Source organism: Halomonas zincidurans B6, from assembly GCF_000731955.1.
Lineage (GTDB): Bacteria > Pseudomonadota > Gammaproteobacteria > Pseudomonadales > Halomonadaceae > Modicisalibacter > Modicisalibacter zincidurans.
Map to the genome: position 1 here is coordinate 1 of NZ_JNCK01000001.1, position 20,574 is coordinate 20,574.

Here is a 20,574-nt window from a genome sequence, read left to right on the forward strand (position 1 = left end):
GGGACACCCCGGGGGCTTTTTTTTGTGGGTGCGCGAGAAAGCTGGGGCGCGCGTGAGTCCCGGACAGCCTGTGTTCGGGGGTAAGCGCCAATAAATCAGCACCTACACCCCCATCCCCATATTTAACACACTGATTCCCTCATCAACCGCAGGAGGGAATCAGCATGACCCACGAACGCGAACAACTTTGGCAACAGCACATCACGCAGTGGCAGGCATCCGGACTGTCTGGAATGGCCTACTGCAAGCAACAGTCACTGACCTACTGTCGGTTTGTCTATTGGCGCAAGAAGCTGACCCATGGGGTGCCGGATGATGCCGCACCTTCGGGATTTGCCCGGGTAGCCCCGGTCTCCGGATCGGAGGCCACGGACGGCCTGACCGTCTCGTTGCCTGGCGGCGTATCGGTGACCGGCCTGCACGCTGGCAACATCGAGTTGCTGGGCGCGGTTCTGAGGCAGTTGTGATGCGAAACCGGTATCTGCGTCCCTCGTGGGACTTGCCGGAGATTTACCTGTATCGCACCCCGGTCGACTTCCGCAAGCAGGCCAACGGCCTGGCCCTGATCGTTGAACAGGAGCTGGGGCACAGCCCGTTCTCCGGCGCCTTCTATGCCTTCACTAACCGGCAGCGGAACAAGATCAAGTGTCTGATGTGGGAAGACAATGGCTTTGTGCTGTATTACAAGGCCCTGGCCGAGGAGCGATTCAAGTGGCCTGGCCCGTCGGATGACCTGATGCCGCTGACTGGCGAGCAGATCAACTGGTTGCTGGACGGGTATGACATTACCCTGTTGCGAGGGCACAAAACCCTGCATTACGAGAGCGTGGGATAGCACTTTTTACGTGCTACAGATCGTTGTTTTTGCTATAATTCCGTTATGAAAACAACGCCTGATAACGCCTCTTCAACTCCTGATTTCAGCAGCCTCTCTGCCGCTGAAATGGCGACTGTTATCAGTGATCTTCAGCAGCGACTCGCCTCGAAAGAAGAAGCCTTTCTGAACCAGCAGGCCAGGCTGAAATCTCAGGCATCAGCACTGGAGCAGCGCGATCAGGCCATCCAGAGCCGGGACGCCCGCATCGAGATCCTTGAAGAGCTACTGCGACATAAAAAGATCCAGCAATTCGCGGCCAGTAGTGAAAAGCAGCCCCATCAGATCATGCTGTTTGATGAAGCCGAGCTGGAAGTTGAGATTGATGAACTCCGCGATGACCTGGCCGACGAGGCCGAGGAAGAAGCGCCCCGCCGGTCACGAAAGCGCCGCCAACGCGGCTTCTGTGACAAACTGCTGCGTGAGCGTATTGAGCTGACCCTCAGTGACGAAGAGAAAGCCGGTGCCAGCAAGGCCTTCTTCACCAAAGTGAAGGAAGAGCTGGAATTCATCCCGGCCCAGTTGAAAGTGCTGGAGTACTGGCAGGAAAAGGCGGTGTTCGAGCAGGAGGGTGAGGAACGCATGGTGGCGGCAGCCCGTCCGGCTCACCCGCTGGGCAAGTGCATCGCCACCCCCTCGTTGCTGGCCTACCTCATCACCTCCAAGTACGCCGACGGGCTACCGTTATACCGACAGGAGCAGATGCTCAAACGCCTGGGCCACGAAGTCAGCCGAACCAGCATGGCCCACTGGATCATCCGACTGGACAACGTGTTCCAGCCGCTGATCAACCTGATGCGGGAAACCCAGAACAGCAGCGATTACCTGCAGGCGGATGAAACCCGGATCCAGGTACTCAAGGAAGACGGCAAGACAGCCCAATCCGACAAATGGATGTGGGTCACCCGGGGTGGTCCACCGGGAAAACCCTCGGTTCTGTTCGAGTATGACCCCTCACGAGGTGGCAAGGTACCGGTGCGCCTGCTGGATGACTTCCAGGGCATTCTGCAAGCCGATGGCTACTCCGGCTATGGCAAGGTGTGCCGTGACAATAATCTGAGCCGAATCGGATGTTGGGATCATGCCCGACGCAAGTTCGTGGAAGCGTCCCGAGCCGCGCCGGCCAAGGGCAAGAAAGGCCAGCCGTCAAAAGCCGATGTGGCCCTGAGCCATATCCGCAAGCTGTACGCGGTTGAAAAAGCGGCGCAGGCGCTGAGTGATGCCGAGCGTTACCGGGTGCGCCAGGAAAAAAGCCTGCCGCTACTGAACGCCTTCAAGGCCTGGTTGGAGAAAAATGCCCCCAAGGTGATGAAAGGCATGCTCACCCGCAAGGCCATTGATTATACCCTCAACCAGTGGGACACCCTGGTTGGCTACTGCGAGCGCGGCGACTTGCAGATCAGCAACGTGCTGGCAGAAAACGCCATCCGACCATTTGCGGTCGGAAGGAAGGCCTGGCTGTTCGCCGATACCCCGCAAGGGGCTAAAGCGAGTGCCACCTGTTACTCGCTGATCGAAACCGCCAAGGCCAACGGCCTGGAGCCATCCGCTTATATTCACCATGTGCTAACGCACATAGCCGATGCGGTTACCCTCGAACAACTCGAAACACTCTTGCCCTGGAACGCGACGCTGCCCGCTTCAAAAAAAGTGGCTCAATACGGTTAGGGCAAGTGGGTCGGTTTAACGGCGCTTACCTTTTTTGTGCGTAAAAGCCGGCCTAACAAGCAGTTGGCGTTCATCGCTGCGCACTGTATGGTATTGGTTCTATTGGTACCGTTACGTTCTCAGGAGGAGACGATGCAAAAGAATCTGCTGCGTAAGTTGGGTCTGGCGATGATGCTGGCATTGATGCTGGGTGGCGTGGCTGCCTGTGATGACCAGGGACCCGCCGAGGAAGCTGGCGAGAGCATCGACGAAGCGGCTGAAAACGCCGGTGATAGCGTCGAGGAAATGGGTGAAGACGTGCAGGATGCTGCCGAAGACGCCCAGAATAATTAAGCGCTCCAGCGCAGTAATGCCAGTCAGTTAAACTTATAACCCAACAGCTGATGATGAGATCGTCCCGTGTCAGGTACACCGATACGGGACGGTCCATGCACTTCAGCAATGCCATCGCCAAGGCGACACCTGACGATTTCTCAGCATCTCCGAGTCCTCTCGCCCGACCTGATCGACACCTGTCTCGAGCAAGCCTGCGTGGCCACACTGCGCAAGCGTCGCCTGCCGCAGCGCAGGCACCTGCAGCGGGAAGGCGCTCAAGCGGTGGTAGAGATCCTTGCGAAAGCGTCCCGCCGCGACCTCGGTGGCCAGATCGCGGTTGGTCACGGCGGCGATGCCGCACCGGGTCATCTGGGACGCATCGACCGCGAGCTGCTGAAGACGTTGCTGCCGAAGAGCGAGCCGCTGTGCTATCTGGTCGGCCTGCAAGGTTTCATGCGCTGTGTCGACACCGAGCTCGAAGCGCTCGAGGTGCCTGCCGAGCGGCGGCGCTTCGAGCATTTCGGGTCGACGCGGCCGCTGCACGCCTGAGCGGGACAGGCAATGCATGGGGTTTATCGATAACTATAGGGAAAAGCAATCGCCCCAGATGTTGATTAGAGCCCTAACGGACGCCATTACCGGGACAGCGTTATTTTCGAGTCATCGCCAAGGCAAGGAGAAACCATGGCCTACGAGAATCTGCTGTCCCCGTTCGAGCTGGGCCGCCTGACGCTGTCCAACCGCGTCATCATGGCGCCGCTGACCCGTGCTCGCACGCCCGACAGCGTCCCCGGCGAGCTACAGGCCCGGTATTACGCGCAGCGCGCCGGCGCGGGCCTGGTGATCAGCGAGGCGACCAACATCTCACCCACCGCGCGCGGCTACGTGTATACCCCGGGTATCTACACCGACGCCCAAGAAGAAGGCTGGCGCAAGGTGGTCAAGGCGGTCCACGATGCCGGCGGGCGCATGGCGCTGCAGCTGTGGCATGTGGGGCGCGTCTCGCACGAGATCGTCCAGCCCAACGGGTTGCAGCCGGTCGCACCCAGCGCGATCCGCGGCGAGGGCGCGCAGTGCTTCGCCGAATTCGCCGACGGCACGGCGGGGCGTCACCCGGCGAGTACCCCGCGGGCGCTCGAGCTCAAGGAGATTCCGACACTTATCGAGGACTATCGCCAGGCCGCCAGGCGGGCCAAACGGGCCGCCTTCGACATGCTCGAGGTCCACGCCGCCAACGCCTATCTGCTTCAGCAGTTCCTGGCCAGCGGCGCCAACAAGCGCACCGACCGCTATGGTGGCAGTGTGGTCAATCGCGCGCGGTTGCTGCTCGAGGTGGTCGATGCAGTCAGCGCGGAGATCGGTGCCGATCGCGTCGGCGTGCGATTGTCGCCGTTCATCGAGATCTTCGGCCTCAGCGACGACGAACCCGAGGCGATGATGCGCTACCTGGCCGAGCAGCTGTCGCTGCGCAAGATCGGCTACTTGCACATCAACGAGCCCGACTGGACCGGCGAGGGCGTGCAGTTGACCGACGACTTTCGCCGCGACCTGCGCGACCGCTTTCGTGGTCCGCTGTTGTATTGCGGTCACTACACCGCCGCGCGCGGCGAGGTGCTGATCGCGAAGGGGCTCGCCGACGCGGTGGTCTACGGTCGGCCCTACATCGCCAACCCCGATCTGGTCGAGCGCTTTCGTCGTCAGGCGCCGCTCAACGAGCCGGATCCGGACACTTTCTACGGCGGCGGCGCGCAAGGCTATACCGACTATCCGACGCTCGACTGACACGCTGGGCTGTCCACTGGCCTGGCTTGCCGCTATCCTGTGAGTCACGAGCCGCCCGGGCGGCGGCCTAAGCTCATTGGTTAGGAGGACTCATATGCAGATCAGGACGTTGCTGGCCGGCTCCGCGATGCTTGCGCTACTCGGCGGATGCGCCGCCGGTACCCAGCAGGACGTAGGCACCCAGGAGCCGATGACGGGGCCGCAGACGGCGACCTACGAAGGCACTCTGCCGTGTCGCAGTTGCGCAGGCATCGATCTCACCGTGACTCTCGAGGGCACCGAGCAGTCTCCCGACGAAGCGCGCGATTTCACCCTCGAGGCCAGCTACCGCGAGCATCCGCAGAATCCCCCGAACGAGCGTTACGAGGGGCAGTGGAATGTGCTCAGCGGCACCGCCAATGACCCCGAAGCGACGGTCTACGAACTGACCCCCGATGGCGAAGGCCAGGTCTACTACTTCCTCAAGCTCGACAGCGACACGCTCGAGCTGGTCGACCCGCAACGCCGCCGCTTCGAAAACGGCGAGACGCTGCGCCTCAACCGCCAGCAGTCAACAGCAACCTAGTAGCCAATAGCGCCCAGTAATCAATAGCGCAGTAGCAATGCGAGAAGGACGGGGGCGGCCATTGGTCGCCCCTGTTCGTTGTCCGCCGCTCGTTATCAGCCTCGCACTATCCGACAGGAAGCCCATGGCGAAAGCGAAGAGCGCCTTTGTATGCACCGAATGCGGTGCCGAATACAGCAAGTGGCAGGGCCAGTGCACCAGTTGCCGTGAGTGGAACACCCTGAGCGAGGTGCGCCGGGCCGCACCGCGCCCGGGGAGCGGCAGCGGCCCGGCGACGGCGCGCGCCGGCTATGCCGGCAGCCTGTCGCGGGAAGTCACCGACCTGGCCAGCGTCGATCTCGCCGAAGTGCCGCGTTTTTCGTCGACCTTCGGCGAATTCGATCGGGTGCTGGGTGGCGGGCTGGTGCCGGGTTCGGCGGTGCTGCTGGGCGGCAACCCCGGCGCCGGTAAGTCGACCCTGCTGCTGCAGACCGCCTGCAAGCTCGCCCAGCAGCGCCGCGTGCTGTACATCACCGGCGAGGAATCGCTGTCGCAGGTGGCGATGCGCGCCCACCGCCTGCAACTGCCCGCCCAGGGGCTCAAGATGCTCGCCGAGACCAGCATCGAGACGATCCTCGGCGTCGCCGAGCGCGAGCGCCCCGCGGTGCTGATCATCGACTCCATTCAGACCATGCATCTCGAGGATATCGGCTCGGCGCCGGGCGGGGTGGCTCAGGTGCGCGAGTCGGCGGCGGCGTTGACGCGTTTCGCCAAGCAGTCGAACACCGTGCTGATGCTGGTCGGTCACGTGACCAAGGACGGCACCCTGGCCGGCCCCAAGGTGCTCGAGCATATGATCGACGCCTCGCTGCTGCTCGAGGGCGGCGCCGATTCGCGCTTTCGCACCCTGCGCGGTCAGAAGAACCGCTTCGGCGCGGTCAACGAACTGGGTGTGTTCGCGATGCTCGAGCAGGGCCTGAAGGAGGTCAAGAATCCCAGTGCGATCTTCCTGTCGCGTGGAGAGGAGCAGGCCCCGGGCAGCCTGGTGATGGTGGTCTGGGAGGGCACCCGGCCGATCCTCGTCGAGGTGCAGGCGCTGCTCGACGATTCGGCGCTGGGCAATCCACGGCGCGTCGCCGTAGGCCTCGACGGCAACCGCCTGGCGATGCTGCTGGCGGTACTGCACAAGCACGGCGGGCTGTTCACCGGCGACCAGGACGTCTTTCTCAACGTGGTCGGCGGGGTCAAGGTGCTCGAGACCAGCGCCGACCTGGCGGTGCTGCTGGCGGTGGTGTCGAGCCTGCAGAATCGCTCGCTGCCCCGCGAGCTGGTGGTGTTCGGCGAGGTCGGCCTGTCGGGTGAGATCCGCCCGGTGCCCAGCGGCCAGGAGCGCATCGTCGAGGCCGCCAAACACGGTTTCACCCGCGCCATCGTGCCGCGCGGCAACGCCCCCAAACGGGCCCCCGAGGGCATGACGGTGATCGCCGTCGACAAGCTCGCCGAGGCCATCGAGGCGCTGTGAGCGGCGCCCGATGGCTATGCTTTGAGTCAGTAAGCCCGCTTTGACGGGAGATTAACGCACGCAAGGAGATGACCCATGAGCGCCATTCGCCTGACCCAGTACAGTCATGGCGCCGGCTGTGGCTGCAAGATCGCCCCCGACGTCCTCGACGGCATTCTCGCCAAGGCCGGGCCGGGGGCCAGCAACACCCGGCTGATCGTCGGCAACCAGGGACGCGAAGACGCGGCGGTCTATGATCTCGGCGACGGCCGCGGAATGATCGCCACCACCGATTTCTTCACGCCGATCGTCGACGATCCGTTCGATTTCGGGCGCATCGCCGCGATCAACGCCATCAGCGACGTCTACGCCATGGGTGGCAAGCCGGTGCTGGCGCTGGGCATTCTCGGCTGGCCGCTCGACAAGCTAGCCGCCGACATCGCCGGCGACGTGGTCGCCGGCGCCCAGGCGGTGTGTCGCGAGCTGGGCTTGGCGCTGGCCGGCGGCCACTCGATCGACGCCCCCGAGCCGATCTTCGGCCTGGCGGTCAACGGGCTGGTCGATCTCGACGCGCTCAAGCTCAACAAGGGCGCCGAGCCCGGCGATCTGCTGTATCTGACCAAGCCGCTCGGCGTCGGCCTGCTGACCACCGCCGAGAAGCGCGGCCTGCTCAAGGAGGGCCACCACGGGCTGGCCCGCGAGACCATGCTCAAGCCCAACGACATTGGCGTCGAGATGGCGCGCATCTCCGGCGTGCACGCGATGACCGATGTCACCGGCTTCGGTCTGGCCGGGCACATGAGCGAGATGTGCGAGGCCAGCGGGGTGGCCGCGCGCGTCGACTTTCGGCGCCTGCCGCGGCTTGCCGAGGCCGAGGCCTATCGTCGCCAGGGCGCGGTGCCCGGTGGCACCGAGCGCAATCGCAATGCGCTGGGCAAGCGCCTGCCCGAGATGGATGCCGCCCATTGGCAGTGGCTGTGCGATCCACAGACCTCGGGTGGCCTGTTGCTGGCGGTGCATCCGGCCTACGCCGATGACGTCGAACGTGTCGGCCGCCAATTCGGGTTGCGCCTCGAGTCGTTCGGCGAATTCACCAAGGCCGGCGGCGAGACGTTGATCGAGGTCCGGCGATGAGTCAGGAGACGCTCGAGCCCGATCTCGAGTGGCTGCGCGCCGGGCGCACGCTGATCGACGTGCGGGCGCCGGTGGAGTTCGCTCGGGGCGCGCTGCCGGGAGCGGTCAACCTGCCGCTGATGGACGACGAGGAGCGTCATCGCGTCGGCATTCACTACAAGCAGGCCGGTCAGGGCGCGGCGATCGAACTCGGCGAGCGGCTGGTCGGCGGCGCGCTCAAGCGGCGGCGCGTCGAGGCCTGGCGGGGGTGTCTCGCCGCGCACCCCGACGCGCTGGTCTACTGCTTTCGCGGCGGACTGCGCTCGCAGATCGCCCAGCAGTGGCTCGCCGAGGCCGGCATCGAACGGCCGCGCATTCAGGGTGGCTGGAAGGCCATGCGCCAGGCGCTGTGCCGGCGCATCGACGCCGCCGCCGAGCGCCCCATGCTGGTGGTCGGCGGGCTGACCGGCTGCGCCAAGACCGAGCTCGTCCAGCGCGCTGGCGGGCCGGACCTGGAAGCCTGCGCGCGTCACAAGGGCTCGGCATTCGGTCGCCACCCGCTGCCGGCGCCGGCGCAGATCGACTTCGAGCACGCCCTCGGCCGCGAGCTGCTGTCGGTCGCGGCGCCCTATGTCGTCGAGGACGAATCGCGGCACATCGGCAGCGTCAACATTCCGCTGAGCTTCTGGCGGGGCATGCAGCGCGCGCCGCGCATTCGTGTGGAGATGCCGCTGGACTGGCGGCTGGCGCGCATCCACAAGGACTACATCGAGGATCTGTGGGCGATCTATGCCGGCCAGTACGGCGAATGGCTGGGCTGGGCGTTGATGCGCAAGCAACTCAGCGGCGCCCTGGCGCGGCTCAGAAAGCGCCTGGGCGGCGCACGCCTGCAACGCTTGCAACGCTTGCAAGGGCTGGCCTTCGCCGAGCATGCGCGGGGCAATCCCCAGGCGCACGAGGCGTGGCTGGCGCCGCTGCTGACCGAATATTACGACCCGCTGTATCGTCACCAGCTCGACAAGCATCAGCAGGCCTTCCTGCACGTCGGCGACTGGGACAGCTGCCTGGCGTTCGCCCGCGATTGGCAAGCCTCGCGGGCCGGCTAGCGCGCGGCGTTGGCCATCCAGCGCATCATCACCCGGTCGAGCAGCGCCGCGAGGCGATCGAAGCGCCGCGGATCGTCGAGCATCGTCGTCGCGTCCTGCATGTAGGGGCCGCTGCCGACGAGCGATTCGGGGCGTTCGGCGAGCAGCGCGGCGACACTCTCGCGGGTCGCCTCCAGATGGCACTGCAGGCCGATCACCCGCCCGGCGTCCCAGGCAAAGCCCTGGACCGGACTCGCCGCGCTGGCACCCAGCGGCAGCGCATCCTCCGGCAGGCCGAAGATGTCGCGATGCCAGTGGAAGGCCTCGAACGTCTCGGGCAGGTCGAAGGGACTCTGCGGCGCCAGGCTGACCGCATGCCAGCCGGTTTCGGCATAGGTGCCCCGCGAGACGATGGCGCTCAGCTGCGTGGCGATCAATTGCGCGCCGAGGCCGACGCCGAGTACCGGCTTGGCGCTCTTCAGGGCGCGCAGCAGCAGTTTGCGCTCGCGCTTGAGCCAGGGGTAATCGTCGCTGGCATCGTGCGCCTGCGGGCCGTCGAGCACGATCAGCGCATCGCAGTCCTCGAGGCGTGGCGGCATCTCGCCCGCATAGAGATGGCTGGTATTGTGACTGTGGCCCATGCCGTCCAGCCAGTCGGCGAAGCGGGCAGGGCCGTAGTGGGCAGCGTGCTGGAGAAAGTAGATGTGCATGGTGAACCCGTGGTGAATACGCATGATAAACGCTTTCGGCCCCGCTCGATGGCCGGTAGCGACGGAGGCGGCCGATGACGCGCAGCGAGCGGCTCGAACAGATCTACACCATCGTCGCGCAGATCCCCGCCGGCCGGGTGACCACCTATGGCCGGGTGGCGAAGATGACCGATGGCGCCACCGCGCGCATGGTCGGCAGCGCGATGCGCCAGCTGCCCGCCGGTCACGGCTTGCCCTGGCATCGGGTGATCAACGCCTCGCGACGCGTTACCGAGCATGGCGGGGCGATCGACCAGCGCGAGAAGCTGCGCGCCGAGGGCGTCGCCTTCGATGCCAAGGGGCGGGTCAACGCCGAGTTGCTCTGGCCGTGACGGTCATCGTTCGACAAGCGACTTTCCAATAAGAGCCATTTCAGCAAGCGTCATTTCAGCAAGAAATAGGGCAGACGATTATGCAACAGACCTCACCAGGCGGTTTCAAGGCCCGCTTGCGCCAACTCGGCCGTCGGCAGCAGGCGGCGTTCATGGCAGCGCTGTGCGAACGGCTGACGCCCAACTACGGGCTCTATGCGCAGATGACCGGCCAGGGCGATCCGCATGGGCTGCGGGTGGTCCTCGACCTGGCCTGGGAGGCGCTGACGGTGCGCGATGCGCGCATCGATTTCGCCCGCCAGGCCGAGAAGCTCGCCGAACTCGAGCCGCCCGGGGACGACGACAGTTTCGGCGCGCGCCGTGCGGTGGAGGCGGTCGCCGCGTTGACGACGCTGCTCGATGCGCTGCAGGGCGAGCTGCCCGAGGCGCCACTTGAGGTTAGCCGACTCTCGACGAGCGGCGTGCAGGCGTATGTCGAGATGAGCGAGGGCGCGGAAGGCGATGATCCCGACCAGGCCATGGCGCGGCTGCGCAGCCATCCGCTGATGGATGACGAGCGCGACTTCCAGGAGACCGTGCTCGAGGCCGCCGAGGGCAAGCTCGATCGCGAGGCGCTCAAGGCGCTACGCCGGCTGGGGCGCAACGACGGCGTCAGCAATCTGGGCCTCAATGCTGATGAATAGACTTCATAGGCGATGAAATGTATCCCGAAAGAGCGGATTTATGTCGCGAACGCAGGAATAAATCAGCCTTTTCTACAGGCGCATCTCGATCCCATGCTCGGCCAGATAACGCTTGGCATCGGGAATGGTGTAATCGCCGAAGTGGAAGATGCTCGCCGCGAGCACTGCATCGGCGCCGCCCCTGGTCACCCCCTCGACCAGATGATCGAGATTGCCGACTCCGCCGGAGGCGATCACCGGCACCGCCACCGCCTCGGCGATCGCGCGGGTCACTTCCAGGTCGAAGCCGGACTTGGTGCCGTCGCGGTCCATGCTGGTCAGCAGCAGCTCGCCGGCCCCGTAATTGACCATCTTGCGCGCCCAGTCGATGGCGTCCAGCCCGGTGGGCTTGCGTCCACCGTGGGTGAAGATCTCCCAGCGCGGCGGTTCGCCCGCGGCGCTGACGCGCTTGGCGTCGATCGCCACCACGATGCACTGGCTGCCGAAGCGCTCGGCGGCCTCGCGCACGAAGTCCGGATCGCTCACCGCGGCGGTGTTGATCGAGACCTTGTCGGCGCCGGCGTTGAGCATGGTGCGGATATCCTCGCAGCGGCGGATGCCGCCGCCCACGGTCAGCGGAATGAATACCTCGCCGGCGATGCGCTCGACCATCTCCACGGTGGTGTCGCGATCCTGGTGACTGGCGGTGATATCGAGGAAGGTGATCTCGTCGGCGCCCTGCTGGTTGTAGCGCTTGGCGATCTCCACCGGGTCGCCGGCGTCGCGGATGCCCACGAAGTTGACGCCCTTGACCACTCGACCGGCATCGACGTCGAGACAGGGGATGATGCGCTTGGCCAGACCCATGTGTCAGTTCCCCCCGCGGGTGGCGTGATTTTCGAGCCGGTCGTCGAGTTCGTCACATAGCCGCTGCGCCGTGGCGACGTCGAGGCTGCCCTCATAGATTGCCCGGCCGGTGATCGCGCCGAGAATGCCCTGGTCGGCGACCCCGGCGAGTGCGCGTATGTCGTCGAGGTTGGTGACCCCGCCGGAGGCGATCACGGGTAGCCCGCCGTCGCGGGCCAGCTCGATGGTGGCGTCGAGATTGACGCCCTGCATCATGCCGTCGCGGGCGATATCGGTGTAGACGATCGATGCCACGCCGTCATCTCGAAAGCGCTTGGCCAGCTCGGTGGCCTTGAGCGTCGAGACCTCGGCCCAGCCGTCGGTGGCGACAAAGCCGTCGCGGGCATCGAGGCCGACGATCACCCGGCCCGGGAACAGCCGGCACATCGCGGCGACGAACTCGGGCTGCTTGACCGCCTGGGTGCCGATGATCACGTAGCCGACCCCGGCCTCGAGATAGTGCTCGATGGTCTGTGCATTGCGAATGCCGCCGCCGATCTGGATCGGCAGCTCGGGGTAGGCGCGGGCGATCGCGGTGACCGCCTCGCCATTGACCGGCTTGCCCTCGAAGGCGCCATTGAGATCGACCAGATGCAGGCGCCGGGCGCCGGCGTCGACCCAGCGCGCGGCCATCGCCACGGGATCGTCGCCGTAGCTGGTGGCGTCCTCCATGCGGCCCTGCTTGAGGCGGACGCAGTGGCCGTCCTTGAGATCGATGGCGGGAATCACCAGCATGTCGTGTCCTCGTGAGCGACCGCCGCGGCGGCGCTGTTGCTAGATTGGTTCGGCGCGCAGTCAACCGGGCGCGGCTCGGGGCGCCCAGTTGACCGGGCGCCGGGCGCAGCATTGGGCGCCTTTAAGCAGCGGGCGCCCAATTAACGAAGTTCTCCAGCAGCCGCAGGCCGGCGTCGGCGCTCTTCTCGGGATGGAACTGCACCGCGAAGGTCGCCTCGCGGCCGGTGGCGACGTGGGCGGTGGCATCGCCGTAGCGGGTGGTGCCGAAGACCTCGGCGTCGCGCTCGGCGTCGACGTAGTAGCCATGCACGAAATAGAACCGCGCGCCGTCGGCGATGTCGGCCCACAGCGGGTGATCATGGCGCTGGGCGACCTGGTTCCAGCCCATGTGCGGGACCTTGAGGCGACGCCCGTCGGCATCGCGCATCGTCTGGCCGAAGCGGCGCACCTGGCCGGGCAGAAAACCCAGGCAGTCGATGCCGCCGTTCTCTTCGCTGCGATCCATCAGCATCTGCTGGCCGACGCAGATGCCCAGCAGCGGCTTGGCCTGGGAGGCGAGCAATTCCCGGACCACGCCTGCGAGCTCGGTGCGCTGCAGCTCGCCCATGCAGTCGCGGATGGCGCCCTGGCCGGGCAGTACCACGCGAGTCGCGCCGCGAATCGAGCGCGGATCGCGGGTGATCATCACGTGCTCGTGGGTCACGTGCTCCAGGGCCTTGGCCACGGAGTGCAGGTTGCCCATGCCATAATCGATGACGGCGATCGTCATGCTCGCTCCTCGCAATTGATGTTCACAGGCTGCCCTTGGTCGAGGGCATCTGTCCGGCCATGCGCGGGTCCACCTCCACGGCCATGCGCAGCGCCCGGCCGAAGGCCTTGAAGATGGTCTCGGCCTGGTGGTGGGCGTTTAAGCCCTTGAGATTGTCGATGTGCAGGGTGACTCGGGCGTGGTTGACGAAGCCCTGGAAGAACTCCCAGAACAGTTGGGTGTCCAGCGTGCCAATGGCGGCGCGGGTGAACTCGACGTCCATGTGCAGCCCCGGACGTCCCGAGAAATCGATCACCACCCGCGAGAGCGCCTCGTCGAGCGGCACGTAGGCATGCCCGTAGCGGCGGATGCCGCGCTTGTCGCCGATCGCCTGGTCGAAGGCCTGGCCGAGGGTGATGCCGATATCCTCGACGGTGTGATGAGCGTCGATATGCAGGTCGCCGTGGGCGCGAAGCTCGATGTCGATCAGCCCATGGCGGGCGATCTGGTCGAGCATGTGGTCGAGAAACCCGACGCCGGTTGCGGCGACGAGGTGCCCCTCGCCGTCGAGATTGATCGTCGCCGTGATCTGCGTCTCGGAGGTGTCGCGAGACACCGTGGCGATTCGCTCGGACATGTAGGGCTCTCCCTTCCGGGCGCTCGCGCGCCGGGCAATGATGTGGCGGGCCGGTATCGCGCCGTTGGCTGCAGCGCTCGGCACGTCGTAAGGCCAACCGAGCCTGTCATTATAGAGAATCGCAGCGGCCATCCGCTACAATACGCCAACGATGGGAGCGATACGACGGCGTCCCTGGCCACGGAGAGGATGCATGCCAGTCACCCTGGAACGACTCGATCATGCCCGCTGGACGGCGGACGCCGAGGCTGGCGCGGAGCTGTCGCGCATCTATCAGGATGCCTCGCCGGAGCTGCTGCCGGTGCCCGCCGAGGCGTTCGTGCGCGGGCATCTCGAGAGCGGCGGCGAATTCTACTGCGCGCGCTTCAACGGCCGTCTGCTAGCGGCGGTCGGCCTGCGCCGCGAGCCGGGCGCCTGGTGGTTGTCGCATTTCTGCGTTCGCGAGGCGACGCGCCGCCGCGGTGTCGGCTCGCGGCTGATGGCGCTGGTCGCCGCGGCGGCCGGCGACGCCGCGTTACGTATCGAGACCGACCAGCTGCCGCTGGAAAGCCAGCTGCTGCTGGTACGGCTGGGTTACCGGCTCGAAGAGAACGGTGCCTATTTCGAGTTCATGATCCCTGCTTCTGGAGGAAGCCAATGAAGAGGTTGGTGCGAATACTGCTCGCAGCCGTCGGCGTACTCGGGCTGCTGGTCGTCGCTGCGGTGATCTACGTCACCACCTTCTTCGACCCCAACGAGCTCAAGCCGCGCCTGGTCGAGGCAGTCAAGGAGCGCAGCGGTCTGGAGCTGGCGCTGGAAGGCCCGCTGAGCTGGTCGTTCTATCCGCGCATCGGCGTCAGCGTCGAGAATGCGCGGGCCTGGCTGCCCGAGCAGTCCGCGCAGGACGCGCCCTTCGCCGGCGTCGATCGCGCCGAGGTCAGCCTGGCATTCGCGCCGTTGCTGTCGGGGGAGATCGCCATCGATGGCCTGACCCTGGACGGCATGCGCCTCGATCTGGTGCGCGATGCCCAGGGGCGCGGCAATTGGGAGGTCCTGCTCGAGCGTCTAGAGGCCCAGGGCGACGATGCCGAAGCGGCGCTGGCGCCAGCTTCGGCAGGGCCCTCGATGCAGGACGGTGAGCCCAGCGTGGCGCTGGATATCGCCACTGTCGAGGTCAACAACGGCGAGGTGCGCTATGCCGACCAGCGCAGCGACCTGGACGTCACGCTACGTGAGCTGGCGCTGACCAGCAGTGACGTCAACCCGGTCAACGCCTTTCCGTTCAAGGCCAGCTTCACCGTCGACAGCGCCGCGCCGGTGCTGGAAAGCCAGGTCAGCCTGCAGAGCAAGGTGCGCCTGGGGCTCAATGATGGCCGCTACGAGCTCACCGGCCTGACGCTGGATACCCAGACCCGCTTCACCGCCCTGCAGGAGCGGGTGCAGACGCTGAATTTCGATGCCAAGCAGTTGATCGCCGAGGTCCGCGCTGGTCGCTATCGCCTCGAGAGCGGACGTTTCGAAGGCAAATTCGAGCATCCCTCACTGGGCGAGTCGCCGCTGTCGCTGAAGCTGGCTTTTGCCGCCGAGGCCAATACCCGTGATGAAACCGCCCAATTGAGCGACATCGTGCTGACCGGCGACGACGGACTCAAGCTGACCGGCAATCTGGCGATCGACACGCTGCTCAGCGCGCCGACCTATACCGGCAAGGTCGAGCTGGCGCCGTTGTCGCTACGGCCCTGGCTCGAGCGCCTGGGTGTGACGCCGAACACCGCCGACGACGCGGCGCTCGAGGAGGTCGCATTGACCAGCCCGTTCGAGGGCGATGCGTCCCGGGTGACGCTCTCCAACCTGACGCTGCGAGTCGACGACACGACGCTGAGCGGCCAGCTCGGCCTGGGGCTCGACGGCGACTCACTGAGCTTCGACCTGAAGGGCGATCAGCTCGACCTGGATGGCTACTTGCCGCCGCCCAGCGAAGCGCCGGCGAGCGGCGACGAAGCCACGGCGTCGTTCGAGATGATCGGTGTCGGCGATGTCGCTGCCGCCGAGACGTCCAGCGAGGCCGCCGAGCTGGTCCCCGCGTCCACGCTGCGCGGGCTCGACCTCGACGGCCGGCTGGCATTCGACACGCTGATCGCCAAAGGCCTGACGCTGATCGACCCGGCGTTGACGGTCACTGGCAGCGGTGGGCAACTGGCGCTCGAGCATTTCGATGCGCGGCTGTACGACGGTACCGCGCACCTCGAGGGGACGCTCGACGTGCGCGAGGCGCCGATTCGCTGGACATTTAGCGAACGCCTTGACGGCGTCCAGGTGGTGCCGCTGGTCGAGGACTACACCGGCGAGCCATCGCCGCTGCGGGGGCGGCTGACGCTGGCCGGCGACTTCACGTCGCAGACCAACAGCGCCGCTACGCTGCTGCGCAATCTCAACGGCCGAGCCGACTTCCAGATCGACGACGGGGCAGTGTTCAACGTCAACGTTCCGCAGGAGCTGTGCACGGCGGTAGCGGCGCTGGAGGGCGAAAGCACGTCGCGGGAATGGAGCACGGACACGCGCTTTGACCAGCTCAAGGGCAGCGCCAGGGTTGTCGACGGGGTCCTCAACAACGACGACCTGCTGATCACCGTTCCCGGCATCGAGCTGACCGGCAACGGCGACGTCAACCTGGCCAGCCAGCGTTTCGACTACGACGTCCAGGCGCGCTTCGTGGACACCGCCGACGCCGCCTGTGACGTCAATCCGCGGCTCGAACGTATTCCCCTGCCGGTGCGTTGCGAAGGTCAGCTTTCCGGCGATCCCCGGCAGTGGTGCACTTTCGACCGCCAGGCCTTCCAGCGCTCGCTGGCCGAACTGGCCAAGGGCGAACTCAAGAACCAGGCCGCCGAGAAGCTCAGCGAAAAGATTCAGGAAAAACTCGGCGGCGAAGAGTCTGCCAAGGAACTTCGCGATGCCATTCGTGGTCTGTTGAAGTGAAGCAATAGCAAGCCAGTCCTGCGCCGACTCACGAGTCGGCGCTTTTTTTGTGGTGCGCCATCATGTTGCAACCGCTATTCATCGAACTGACCCCGCAGGCCTTTCAGGCGCGCCTGCTCGACTGGTTCGATCGCCACGGACGGACCAGCCTGCCCTGGCAACAGGACAAGACGCCTTACCGGGTCTGGGTTTCCGAGATCATGTTGCAGCAGACCCAGGTCGCCACCGTGATCCCCTATTACCAGCGTTTCATGGCGCGATTTCCGCGTGTCGAGGACCTGGCGCAAGCCGCCCCGGATGAGGTCCTGCATTTGTGGACCGGGCTTGGCTACTATGCCCGCGCGCGCAACCTGCACCGCGCCGCGCAGATCGTCGTCGAGGTGCACGGCGGCGAATTTCCGGTGCACAGCGTCGATGCCATGGCCGGGTTGCCCGGCATCGGTCGCTCCACCGCCGGGGCGATCATCGCGATCACCAGCGGGCGCCGCGCGGTGATTCTCGACGGTAACGTCAAGCGGGTGCTGGCGCGCCTGCGCGCCGTGGAAGGCTGGCCAGGGCGAACCGCGGTGGCGCGTGAGTTATGGCGTCTGGCGGAACACTACACACCGGACGAGCGCCTGGCCGACTATACCCAGGCGATGATGGACCTGGGCGCGACGCTGTGCACGCGGGGCAAGCCGAGTTGCCTGCTGTGCCCGTTCAACGATGCCTGCCAGGCCCATGCCCGCGGCGAGCAAAGCCGCTTTCCCGAGTCCAAGCCGCGCAAGACCTTGCCGGAGCGTCATGCCCGGATGCTGTTGCTGTGCGACCGAGAGGGCCGGGTGATGCTCGAACAGCGTCCCGCCAGCGGGCTGTGGGGCGGGCTGTGGAGCTTCCCCCAGTTCGACGACGACGCGGCGCTGGACGACTGGCTGGCGATTCACGCCCCGGATGCGCAGCGCGAGCCGGCCTGGCCGACGCTCAGCCATACCTTCAGCCACTTTCGCCTGCATATCGTGCCGCAGCTGGTGCGGCTGGCGCGCGACAGCGCTGCCGTGACCGAGCCGGGTCGACTCTGGTATAACCCCCGGGAGCCGGCGAGCATCGGCTTGGCCGCTCCGGTCAAGACGCTGCTGGAGACGCTGGCCCATTCAACGACGCAAGCCGAGGAGCGCTCGCGATGACGCAGACCGTGTTCTGTCGCAAATATCAGCAAGAGCTCGAGGCCCTGCCTTTTCCGCCGCTGCCGGGCGAGAAGGGCCAGGAAATCCAGCGCAGCGTGTCGAGGAAGGCCTGGGAAGAGTGGCAGGCGCAGCAGACGCGACTGATCAACGAGAAGCATCTCAACATGCTCGACCCCAAGACCCGCGAGTACCTGATGGATCAGATGGAGCGCTTTCTGGACAACCGCGAAAGCGACCAGGCCGAAGGCTACGTGCCGCCCGCGCAATAGCGCGATGGGCGCTGAATCGGCCAGCATCATTCTGAAAAGGCAGGGTTGACCGTCTGCGGGGATTACGGTTTAATACGTCCCCGTTGGCAACGGCCAGATAGCTCAGTCGGTAGAGCAGTGGATTGAAAATCCTCGTGTCGGCGGTTCGATTCCGTCTCTGGCCACCAATTTGCTGGGGTATAGCCAAGTGGTAAGGCACCGGTTTTTGGTATCGGCATTCGCAGGTTCGAGTCCTGCTACCCCAGCCACGCCAACGCTCTTGGGGCTGGCATAGCTCAGTTGGTAGAGCAACTGACTTGTAATCAGTAGGTCCCGGGTTCGACTCCTGGTGCCAGCACCATTTAAACGCAGCAATATCAAGCGTTTGCAGATTTTAAAAGCCGCCTTCAAGGGCGGCTTTTTCTTGTCTACGTAAAATTCTCCCCGCCTTTTGGCCTTCACCAAAAGGGGGCTAGCTGAGCTAACCCCCTTTTCGTGCGTCTGCGAGATAGTGCCGCTGTACAGAATTTGGCGGGCTTCGCCGGTCATTCCTCGCTGGATTTTACGACGGGCAGACTGAGATCGTAGACGTCCATCATCCCTGGTGAACGGTGACCGCTGCCTTCCTGCTTCTCGTGACGGGTGCCCTTGTAGTCGGTGATCCCCTTGCGCTTGAGGTCGTGGAGGCTGAAGCGCTCGTCCTCGGTGATGGTTCCGTCCTCCAGGGCGGCGTGCCCTGGGCGTACTCGCGGAGCACGGACTGATGAAAGCGCATCTCGATGCGCCAAACGTCCTGGTCGGGGTCGTAGGGCTCATCCAGAGGATCGTCGCCGGTGGCCTGCTTCCAGATGCCCTCCCAGAAGTGCAGCTTGTCGCGGCTATGGGCTTGGCGGGTCTTGTTGTAGAGGGCGCACTGGAGAGCCCCGGCAGTGCCGAATAGGTAGCTTTGGCCGTAGGCGTACTGGGCGGCGATCTCGCCGGTGGTGATCTCAAAGTCGGAGACGCCGTTGAGCTTGGTAACGCGCTTGGAGCGGGTGACGAACCGGTCCATGAAGTCGCGGGGCGGCTGCCATCCTTGCAGGTCCAGGGCGAGGTGAATGGCGCAGCCGGCGGGCTCGACGTGGGCCAGCATGTGCGCGGCGATGTTGTACATGAAGTCCTGACAGGCCTGGGGTTGGCGTTCCTGGATGAAGTTGCATATTCCGGCCCATCGTGACCGCTTAGAGTACAAAACCGACTCCAGCGTGATGGCCATGTGCAAATCGGTCACGATCCCCGGAATGGGCGGTCACGTTCGCCGGAATACGCAGGGTCATTCGGCGCTGGCTATCGGCGCTGACCAATGCACGACTGGAAGGGATGAACAGCTTGTTTCAAGCCGCCCGATCACGGGCTCGCGGTACCGCAACGAGGGCTACTTCATCACCATGATCTATCTGATTGGCAGCCCGGTGGGGAGCCTGCTGGATCAGGCCAAATCCACATGAAACGACGAAGAGCCATTTTCTGTCAGGTGCGCGTGGTGGACTTGATCCAGCCGAACATGAAGAAGCACCACACCTGGACGAGGGAGTATAAGTCGTTATTTCGCCAGCTTTCGCAATGGCATTTTGATTATGTCTTGTGTGAAAAAGCTGATTTTAAAGTGAAATGTGCCTTGGAGCTCGACGATCCGAGTCATGAAAGGCCCGACCGAGTGAAGCGTGATCGCATCCTAAATCGAGCCTGTGAGGTAGCGGGTGTTCGCCTGGAGCGAATGAAGATCAACCACGCCGAAAAGCGCATCGAAGTTATCCGGTAAATTCGACCTCGACATGACCAGGCTTGGAGCGCGGGCGAGAGGGACCGACGACGATGCGAACGTCGCGACCCAACCGAGCAAGACACCCAAGCATCTTGGCTTCGCTGATACCGCGAAATTGACCGCGGAGCAGCCCGGAGAGCTTGGGCTGCGGGATACCGACGATCTCGGCGGCCTTGGCCTGGGTGAGACGGCGACGCTTGATGATCTCGGCGATCTTGGTGGCAAGCTGGGCCTTGATCAGCATCTCGTCGGCATCATGGCGACCGAGGTCGGCGTAGACGTTGGTGCTGCCTTGTTCGATATCGATCATGATGATGACTCTCTCACGTGCTGTTCGACGGCTTTGAGCCGTTCGCGGATCTTGTCCAGGTCTGGCTTGGGCGTAGCGATGCCACTACTGGAATTCTTCTGGAAGCAGTGAAGGACATAGACCGCGCCCTGAAACTTGACGGTGTAGACAGCGCGGTAGGTGTCGCCCTGGGCGTCTTCGACAACTTCTAGAACACCCGCAGAACCGAAGCCCTTGAGTTGGCTTAGCCTGGCTGTGCTTGCTACCGGCCTGCGCCTGATGAAGCGCATAACCGAAGACATCCTGTACGTCGTCGGGCATAGCCAGCAGATCCTTCTTGCTGCTGGCGACCCAGTAGAGCGGTTTGATAGCGTCCTCCGAATCCATATTGTGAGTTTATTCCCAAATGGGTATAAGTGCAATGTCGGAGAATTGACCACATCGTGACCACTACAGTCCCG

At 64.7% G+C, this 20,574-nt stretch carries 25 protein-coding genes, 3 tRNA genes and 1 pseudogene; 20 read left to right on the forward strand and 9 right to left on the reverse strand.

Features of this window, described 5'->3' with window-relative positions; all coding sequences use genetic code 11:
* Nucleotides 1-164 precede the first annotated feature (164 nt).
* From tnpA to HALZIN_RS0100020, 4 genes are all read left to right on the forward strand, one after another.
* Nucleotides 165-467, forward strand: a complete 303-nt coding sequence (gene tnpA, locus HALZIN_RS0100005) for an IS66 family insertion sequence element accessory protein TnpA (protein WP_031382219.1) — start codon at nt 165-167, stop codon at nt 465-467.
* The gene (gene tnpB, locus HALZIN_RS0100010; protein WP_031382220.1) at nt 467-835 is read left to right on the forward strand and encodes an IS66 family insertion sequence element accessory protein TnpB; all 369 of its coding nucleotides are present in this window, start codon (nt 467-469) and stop codon (nt 833-835) included. Before tnpA ends, tnpB begins: the two co-directional genes overlap by 1 nt.
* A gap of 45 nt (nt 836-880) precedes the next feature.
* A complete protein-coding gene (gene tnpC / locus HALZIN_RS0100015; protein ID WP_031382221.1) occupies nt 881-2,542 on the forward strand; it encodes an IS66 family transposase in 1,662 nt (553 codons plus the stop codon).
* A gap of 132 nt (nt 2,543-2,674) precedes the next feature.
* Nucleotides 2,675-2,875, forward strand: a complete 201-nt coding sequence (locus tag HALZIN_RS0100020) for a hypothetical protein (protein ID WP_031382222.1) — start codon at nt 2,675-2,677, stop codon at nt 2,873-2,875.
* A gap of 102 nt (nt 2,876-2,977) precedes the next feature.
* On the opposite strand, the gene HALZIN_RS18580 is transcribed toward HALZIN_RS0100020, so the two are convergent.
* On the reverse strand, nt 2,978-3,424 hold the full coding sequence (locus HALZIN_RS18580) for a sigma 54-interacting transcriptional regulator (protein ID WP_084173235.1): 447 nt from the start codon (nt 3,422-3,424) through the stop codon (nt 2,978-2,980).
* A gap of 117 nt (nt 3,425-3,541) precedes the next feature.
* Here HALZIN_RS18580 and HALZIN_RS0100030 point away from each other — a divergent pair, with 117 nt between their 5' ends.
* From HALZIN_RS0100030 to mnmH, 5 genes are all read left to right on the forward strand, one after another.
* Nucleotides 3,542-4,639, forward strand: a complete 1,098-nt coding sequence (locus HALZIN_RS0100030) for an alkene reductase (RefSeq protein ID WP_031382224.1) — start codon at nt 3,542-3,544, stop codon at nt 4,637-4,639.
* A 94-nt stretch (nt 4,640-4,733) separates the two neighbouring features.
* A complete protein-coding gene (locus HALZIN_RS0100035; protein WP_031382225.1) occupies nt 4,734-5,204 on the forward strand; it encodes a copper resistance protein NlpE N-terminal domain-containing protein in 471 nt (156 codons plus the stop codon).
* Between the two features lie 124 nt (nt 5,205-5,328).
* Complete coding sequence (gene radA / locus HALZIN_RS0100040; protein ID WP_031382226.1) at nt 5,329-6,705, forward strand: DNA repair protein RadA; 1,377 nt, start codon at nt 5,329-5,331, stop codon at nt 6,703-6,705.
* A gap of 75 nt (nt 6,706-6,780) precedes the next feature.
* Nucleotides 6,781-7,818 (forward strand): selenide, water dikinase SelD, encoded by a 1,038-nt coding sequence (selD, locus tag HALZIN_RS0100045; protein WP_031382227.1) that lies wholly within the window; start codon nt 6,781-6,783, stop codon nt 7,816-7,818.
* Complete coding sequence (gene mnmH, locus HALZIN_RS0100050) at nt 7,815-8,903, forward strand: tRNA 2-selenouridine(34) synthase MnmH (RefSeq protein WP_031382228.1); 1,089 nt, start codon at nt 7,815-7,817, stop codon at nt 8,901-8,903. Before selD ends, mnmH begins: the two co-directional genes overlap by 4 nt.
* Here the strand turns inward: mnmH and HALZIN_RS0100055 are convergent.
* A complete protein-coding gene (locus HALZIN_RS0100055; RefSeq protein WP_031382229.1) occupies nt 8,900-9,592 on the reverse strand; it encodes a type 1 glutamine amidotransferase in 693 nt (230 codons plus the stop codon). The genes mnmH and HALZIN_RS0100055 overlap by 4 nt on opposite strands.
* Before the next feature lie 74 nt (nt 9,593-9,666).
* On the opposite strand from HALZIN_RS0100055, the gene HALZIN_RS0100060 reads away from it, so the two are divergent.
* Together HALZIN_RS0100060 and HALZIN_RS0100065 are read left to right on the forward strand one after the other, a co-directional pair.
* Nucleotides 9,667-9,963 (forward strand): MGMT family protein, encoded by a 297-nt coding sequence (locus HALZIN_RS0100060; RefSeq protein WP_031382230.1) that lies wholly within the window; start codon nt 9,667-9,669, stop codon nt 9,961-9,963.
* An 80-nt stretch (nt 9,964-10,043) separates the two neighbouring features.
* Nucleotides 10,044-10,646 carry a YjaG family protein gene (locus HALZIN_RS0100065; protein WP_031382231.1) on the forward strand — a complete coding sequence of 201 codons (603 nt, stop codon included), beginning with the start codon at nt 10,044-10,046 and terminating at the stop codon, nt 10,644-10,646.
* 72 nt (nt 10,647-10,718) lie between these two features.
* Here HALZIN_RS0100065 and hisF read toward each other — a convergent pair whose 3' ends face one another.
* The 4 genes from hisF to hisB form a co-directional block, all read right to left on the reverse strand.
* On the reverse strand, nt 10,719-11,492 hold the full coding sequence (gene hisF, locus HALZIN_RS0100070; protein ID WP_031382232.1) for an imidazole glycerol phosphate synthase subunit HisF: 774 nt from the start codon (nt 11,490-11,492) through the stop codon (nt 10,719-10,721).
* Between the two features lie 3 nt (nt 11,493-11,495).
* Complete coding sequence (gene hisA / locus HALZIN_RS0100075) at nt 11,496-12,266, reverse strand: 1-(5-phosphoribosyl)-5-[(5-phosphoribosylamino)methylideneamino]imidazole-4-carboxamide isomerase (protein WP_031382233.1); 771 nt, start codon at nt 12,264-12,266, stop codon at nt 11,496-11,498.
* A gap of 121 nt (nt 12,267-12,387) precedes the next feature.
* On the reverse strand, nt 12,388-13,035 hold the full coding sequence (gene hisH, locus HALZIN_RS0100080) for an imidazole glycerol phosphate synthase subunit HisH (RefSeq protein WP_031382234.1): 648 nt from the start codon (nt 13,033-13,035) through the stop codon (nt 12,388-12,390).
* A gap of 22 nt (nt 13,036-13,057) precedes the next feature.
* Nucleotides 13,058-13,651 carry an imidazoleglycerol-phosphate dehydratase HisB gene (gene hisB, locus HALZIN_RS0100085; RefSeq protein WP_031382235.1) on the reverse strand — a complete coding sequence of 198 codons (594 nt, stop codon included), beginning with the start codon at nt 13,649-13,651 and terminating at the stop codon, nt 13,058-13,060.
* Nucleotides 13,652-13,844: 193 nt separating this feature from the next.
* Here hisB and HALZIN_RS0100090 point away from each other — a divergent pair, with 193 nt between their 5' ends.
* The 7 genes from HALZIN_RS0100090 to HALZIN_RS0100120 all read left to right on the forward strand — a co-directional run bounded on the left by HALZIN_RS0100090 (nt 13,845) and on the right by HALZIN_RS0100120 (nt 18,381).
* Nucleotides 13,845-14,291 carry an acetyl-CoA sensor PanZ family protein gene (locus HALZIN_RS0100090; protein ID WP_031382236.1) on the forward strand — a complete coding sequence of 149 codons (447 nt, stop codon included), beginning with the start codon at nt 13,845-13,847 and terminating at the stop codon, nt 14,289-14,291.
* Nucleotides 14,288-16,609: an AsmA family protein gene (locus HALZIN_RS0100095; RefSeq protein ID WP_031382237.1), complete on the forward strand. Its 2,322-nt coding sequence runs from the start codon at nt 14,288-14,290 to the stop codon at nt 16,607-16,609. The genes HALZIN_RS0100090 and HALZIN_RS0100095 overlap by 4 nt, the downstream gene beginning before the upstream one ends.
* Nucleotides 16,610-16,671: 62 nt before the next feature.
* Nucleotides 16,672-17,772, forward strand: a complete 1,101-nt coding sequence (mutY, locus tag HALZIN_RS0100100; RefSeq protein WP_051907297.1) for an A/G-specific adenine glycosylase — start codon at nt 16,672-16,674, stop codon at nt 17,770-17,772.
* The gene (locus HALZIN_RS0100105; RefSeq protein WP_031382239.1) at nt 17,769-18,041 is read left to right on the forward strand and encodes an oxidative damage protection protein; all 273 of its coding nucleotides are present in this window, start codon (nt 17,769-17,771) and stop codon (nt 18,039-18,041) included. Before mutY ends, HALZIN_RS0100105 begins: the two co-directional genes overlap by 4 nt.
* Before the next feature lie 91 nt (nt 18,042-18,132).
* Nucleotides 18,133-18,208, forward strand: a tRNA-Phe gene (locus tag HALZIN_RS0100110).
* 6 nt (nt 18,209-18,214) lie between these two features.
* Nucleotides 18,215-18,289 (forward strand) — tRNA-Gln (locus tag HALZIN_RS0100115).
* 16 nt (nt 18,290-18,305) lie between these two features.
* Nucleotides 18,306-18,381: transfer RNA gene (locus HALZIN_RS0100120), tRNA-Thr, on the forward strand.
* Nucleotides 18,382-18,615: 234 nt separating this feature from the next.
* Here the strand turns inward: HALZIN_RS0100120 and HALZIN_RS17740 are convergent.
* Entirely contained in the window at nt 18,616-19,173 is a 558-nt protein-coding gene (locus HALZIN_RS17740) for a hypothetical protein (RefSeq protein ID WP_201448158.1), read from the reverse strand.
* A gap of 155 nt (nt 19,174-19,328) precedes the next feature.
* Here HALZIN_RS17740 and HALZIN_RS0100130 point away from each other — a divergent pair.
* A pseudogene (locus HALZIN_RS0100130) lies at nt 19,329-19,507 on the forward strand (transposase); the annotation flags it as partial.
* Complete coding sequence (locus HALZIN_RS0100135; RefSeq protein WP_051907299.1) at nt 19,504-19,821, forward strand: DUF2726 domain-containing protein; 318 nt, start codon at nt 19,504-19,506, stop codon at nt 19,819-19,821. The pseudogene HALZIN_RS0100130 and the gene HALZIN_RS0100135, both read left to right, overlap by 4 nt.
* Here HALZIN_RS0100135 and HALZIN_RS0100140 read toward each other — a convergent pair.
* Both HALZIN_RS0100140 and HALZIN_RS16630 read right to left on the reverse strand, forming a co-directional pair.
* The gene (locus tag HALZIN_RS0100140) at nt 19,811-20,134 is read right to left on the reverse strand and encodes a helix-turn-helix domain-containing protein (protein ID WP_031382243.1); all 324 of its coding nucleotides are present in this window, start codon (nt 20,132-20,134) and stop codon (nt 19,811-19,813) included. The two genes, HALZIN_RS0100135 and HALZIN_RS0100140, sit on opposite strands and share 11 nt — an antisense overlap.
* On the reverse strand, nt 20,131-20,415 hold the full coding sequence (locus HALZIN_RS16630; RefSeq protein ID WP_236254941.1) for a type II toxin-antitoxin system RelE/ParE family toxin: 285 nt from the start codon (nt 20,413-20,415) through the stop codon (nt 20,131-20,133). Before HALZIN_RS16630 ends, HALZIN_RS0100140 begins: the two co-directional genes overlap by 4 nt.
* Nucleotides 20,416-20,574: the final 159 nt, after the last annotated feature.

What these genes read in the sequence shown, in the direction of transcription:
- HALZIN_RS0100140 (WP_031382243.1), bottom strand. Translation starts at nt 20,134, where the DNA reads ATGATCGATATCGAACAAGGCAGCACCAACGTCTACGCCGACCTCGGT.
- tnpA (WP_031382219.1), top strand. Translation starts at nt 165, where the DNA reads ATGACCCACGAACGCGAACAACTTTGGCAACAGCACATCACGCAGTGG.
- HALZIN_RS0100095 (WP_031382237.1), top strand. Translation starts at nt 14,288, where the DNA reads ATGAAGAGGTTGGTGCGAATACTGCTCGCAGCCGTCGGCGTACTCGGG.
- tnpB (WP_031382220.1), top strand. Translation starts at nt 467, where the DNA reads ATGCGAAACCGGTATCTGCGTCCCTCGTGGGACTTGCCGGAGATTTAC.
- HALZIN_RS0100105 (WP_031382239.1), top strand. Translation starts at nt 17,769, where the DNA reads ATGACGCAGACCGTGTTCTGTCGCAAATATCAGCAAGAGCTCGAGGCC.
- HALZIN_RS0100060 (WP_031382230.1), top strand. Translation starts at nt 9,667, where the DNA reads ATGACGCGCAGCGAGCGGCTCGAACAGATCTACACCATCGTCGCGCAG.
- hisB (WP_031382235.1), bottom strand. Translation starts at nt 13,651, where the DNA reads ATGTCCGAGCGAATCGCCACGGTGTCTCGCGACACCTCCGAGACGCAG.
- selD (WP_031382227.1), top strand. Translation starts at nt 6,781, where the DNA reads ATGAGCGCCATTCGCCTGACCCAGTACAGTCATGGCGCCGGCTGTGGC.
- HALZIN_RS0100135 (WP_051907299.1), top strand. Translation starts at nt 19,504, where the DNA reads ATGAAACGACGAAGAGCCATTTTCTGTCAGGTGCGCGTGGTGGACTTG.
- HALZIN_RS0100055 (WP_031382229.1), bottom strand. Translation starts at nt 9,592, where the DNA reads ATGCACATCTACTTTCTCCAGCACGCTGCCCACTACGGCCCTGCCCGC.
- HALZIN_RS0100020 (WP_031382222.1), top strand. Translation starts at nt 2,675, where the DNA reads ATGCAAAAGAATCTGCTGCGTAAGTTGGGTCTGGCGATGATGCTGGCA.
- mnmH (WP_031382228.1), top strand. Translation starts at nt 7,815, where the DNA reads ATGAGTCAGGAGACGCTCGAGCCCGATCTCGAGTGGCTGCGCGCCGGG.
- HALZIN_RS0100065 (WP_031382231.1), top strand. Translation starts at nt 10,044, where the DNA reads ATGCAACAGACCTCACCAGGCGGTTTCAAGGCCCGCTTGCGCCAACTC.
- HALZIN_RS0100035 (WP_031382225.1), top strand. Translation starts at nt 4,734, where the DNA reads ATGCAGATCAGGACGTTGCTGGCCGGCTCCGCGATGCTTGCGCTACTC.
- HALZIN_RS18580 (WP_084173235.1), bottom strand. Translation starts at nt 3,424, where the DNA reads ATGCATTGCCTGTCCCGCTCAGGCGTGCAGCGGCCGCGTCGACCCGAA.
- hisH (WP_031382234.1), bottom strand. Translation starts at nt 13,035, where the DNA reads ATGACGATCGCCGTCATCGATTATGGCATGGGCAACCTGCACTCCGTG.
- radA (WP_031382226.1), top strand. Translation starts at nt 5,329, where the DNA reads ATGGCGAAAGCGAAGAGCGCCTTTGTATGCACCGAATGCGGTGCCGAA.
- HALZIN_RS0100030 (WP_031382224.1), top strand. Translation starts at nt 3,542, where the DNA reads ATGGCCTACGAGAATCTGCTGTCCCCGTTCGAGCTGGGCCGCCTGACG.
- HALZIN_RS17740 (WP_201448158.1), bottom strand. Translation starts at nt 19,173, where the DNA reads ATGTACAACATCGCCGCGCACATGCTGGCCCACGTCGAGCCCGCCGGC.
- HALZIN_RS16630 (WP_236254941.1), bottom strand. Translation starts at nt 20,415, where the DNA reads ATGTCTTCGGTTATGCGCTTCATCAGGCGCAGGCCGGTAGCAAGCACA.
- hisF (WP_031382232.1), bottom strand. Translation starts at nt 11,492, where the DNA reads ATGGGTCTGGCCAAGCGCATCATCCCCTGTCTCGACGTCGATGCCGGT.
- tnpC (WP_031382221.1), top strand. Translation starts at nt 881, where the DNA reads ATGAAAACAACGCCTGATAACGCCTCTTCAACTCCTGATTTCAGCAGC.
- HALZIN_RS0100090 (WP_031382236.1), top strand. Translation starts at nt 13,845, where the DNA reads ATGCCAGTCACCCTGGAACGACTCGATCATGCCCGCTGGACGGCGGAC.
- mutY (WP_051907297.1), top strand. Translation starts at nt 16,672, where the DNA reads ATGTTGCAACCGCTATTCATCGAACTGACCCCGCAGGCCTTTCAGGCG.
- hisA (WP_031382233.1), bottom strand. Translation starts at nt 12,266, where the DNA reads ATGCTGGTGATTCCCGCCATCGATCTCAAGGACGGCCACTGCGTCCGC.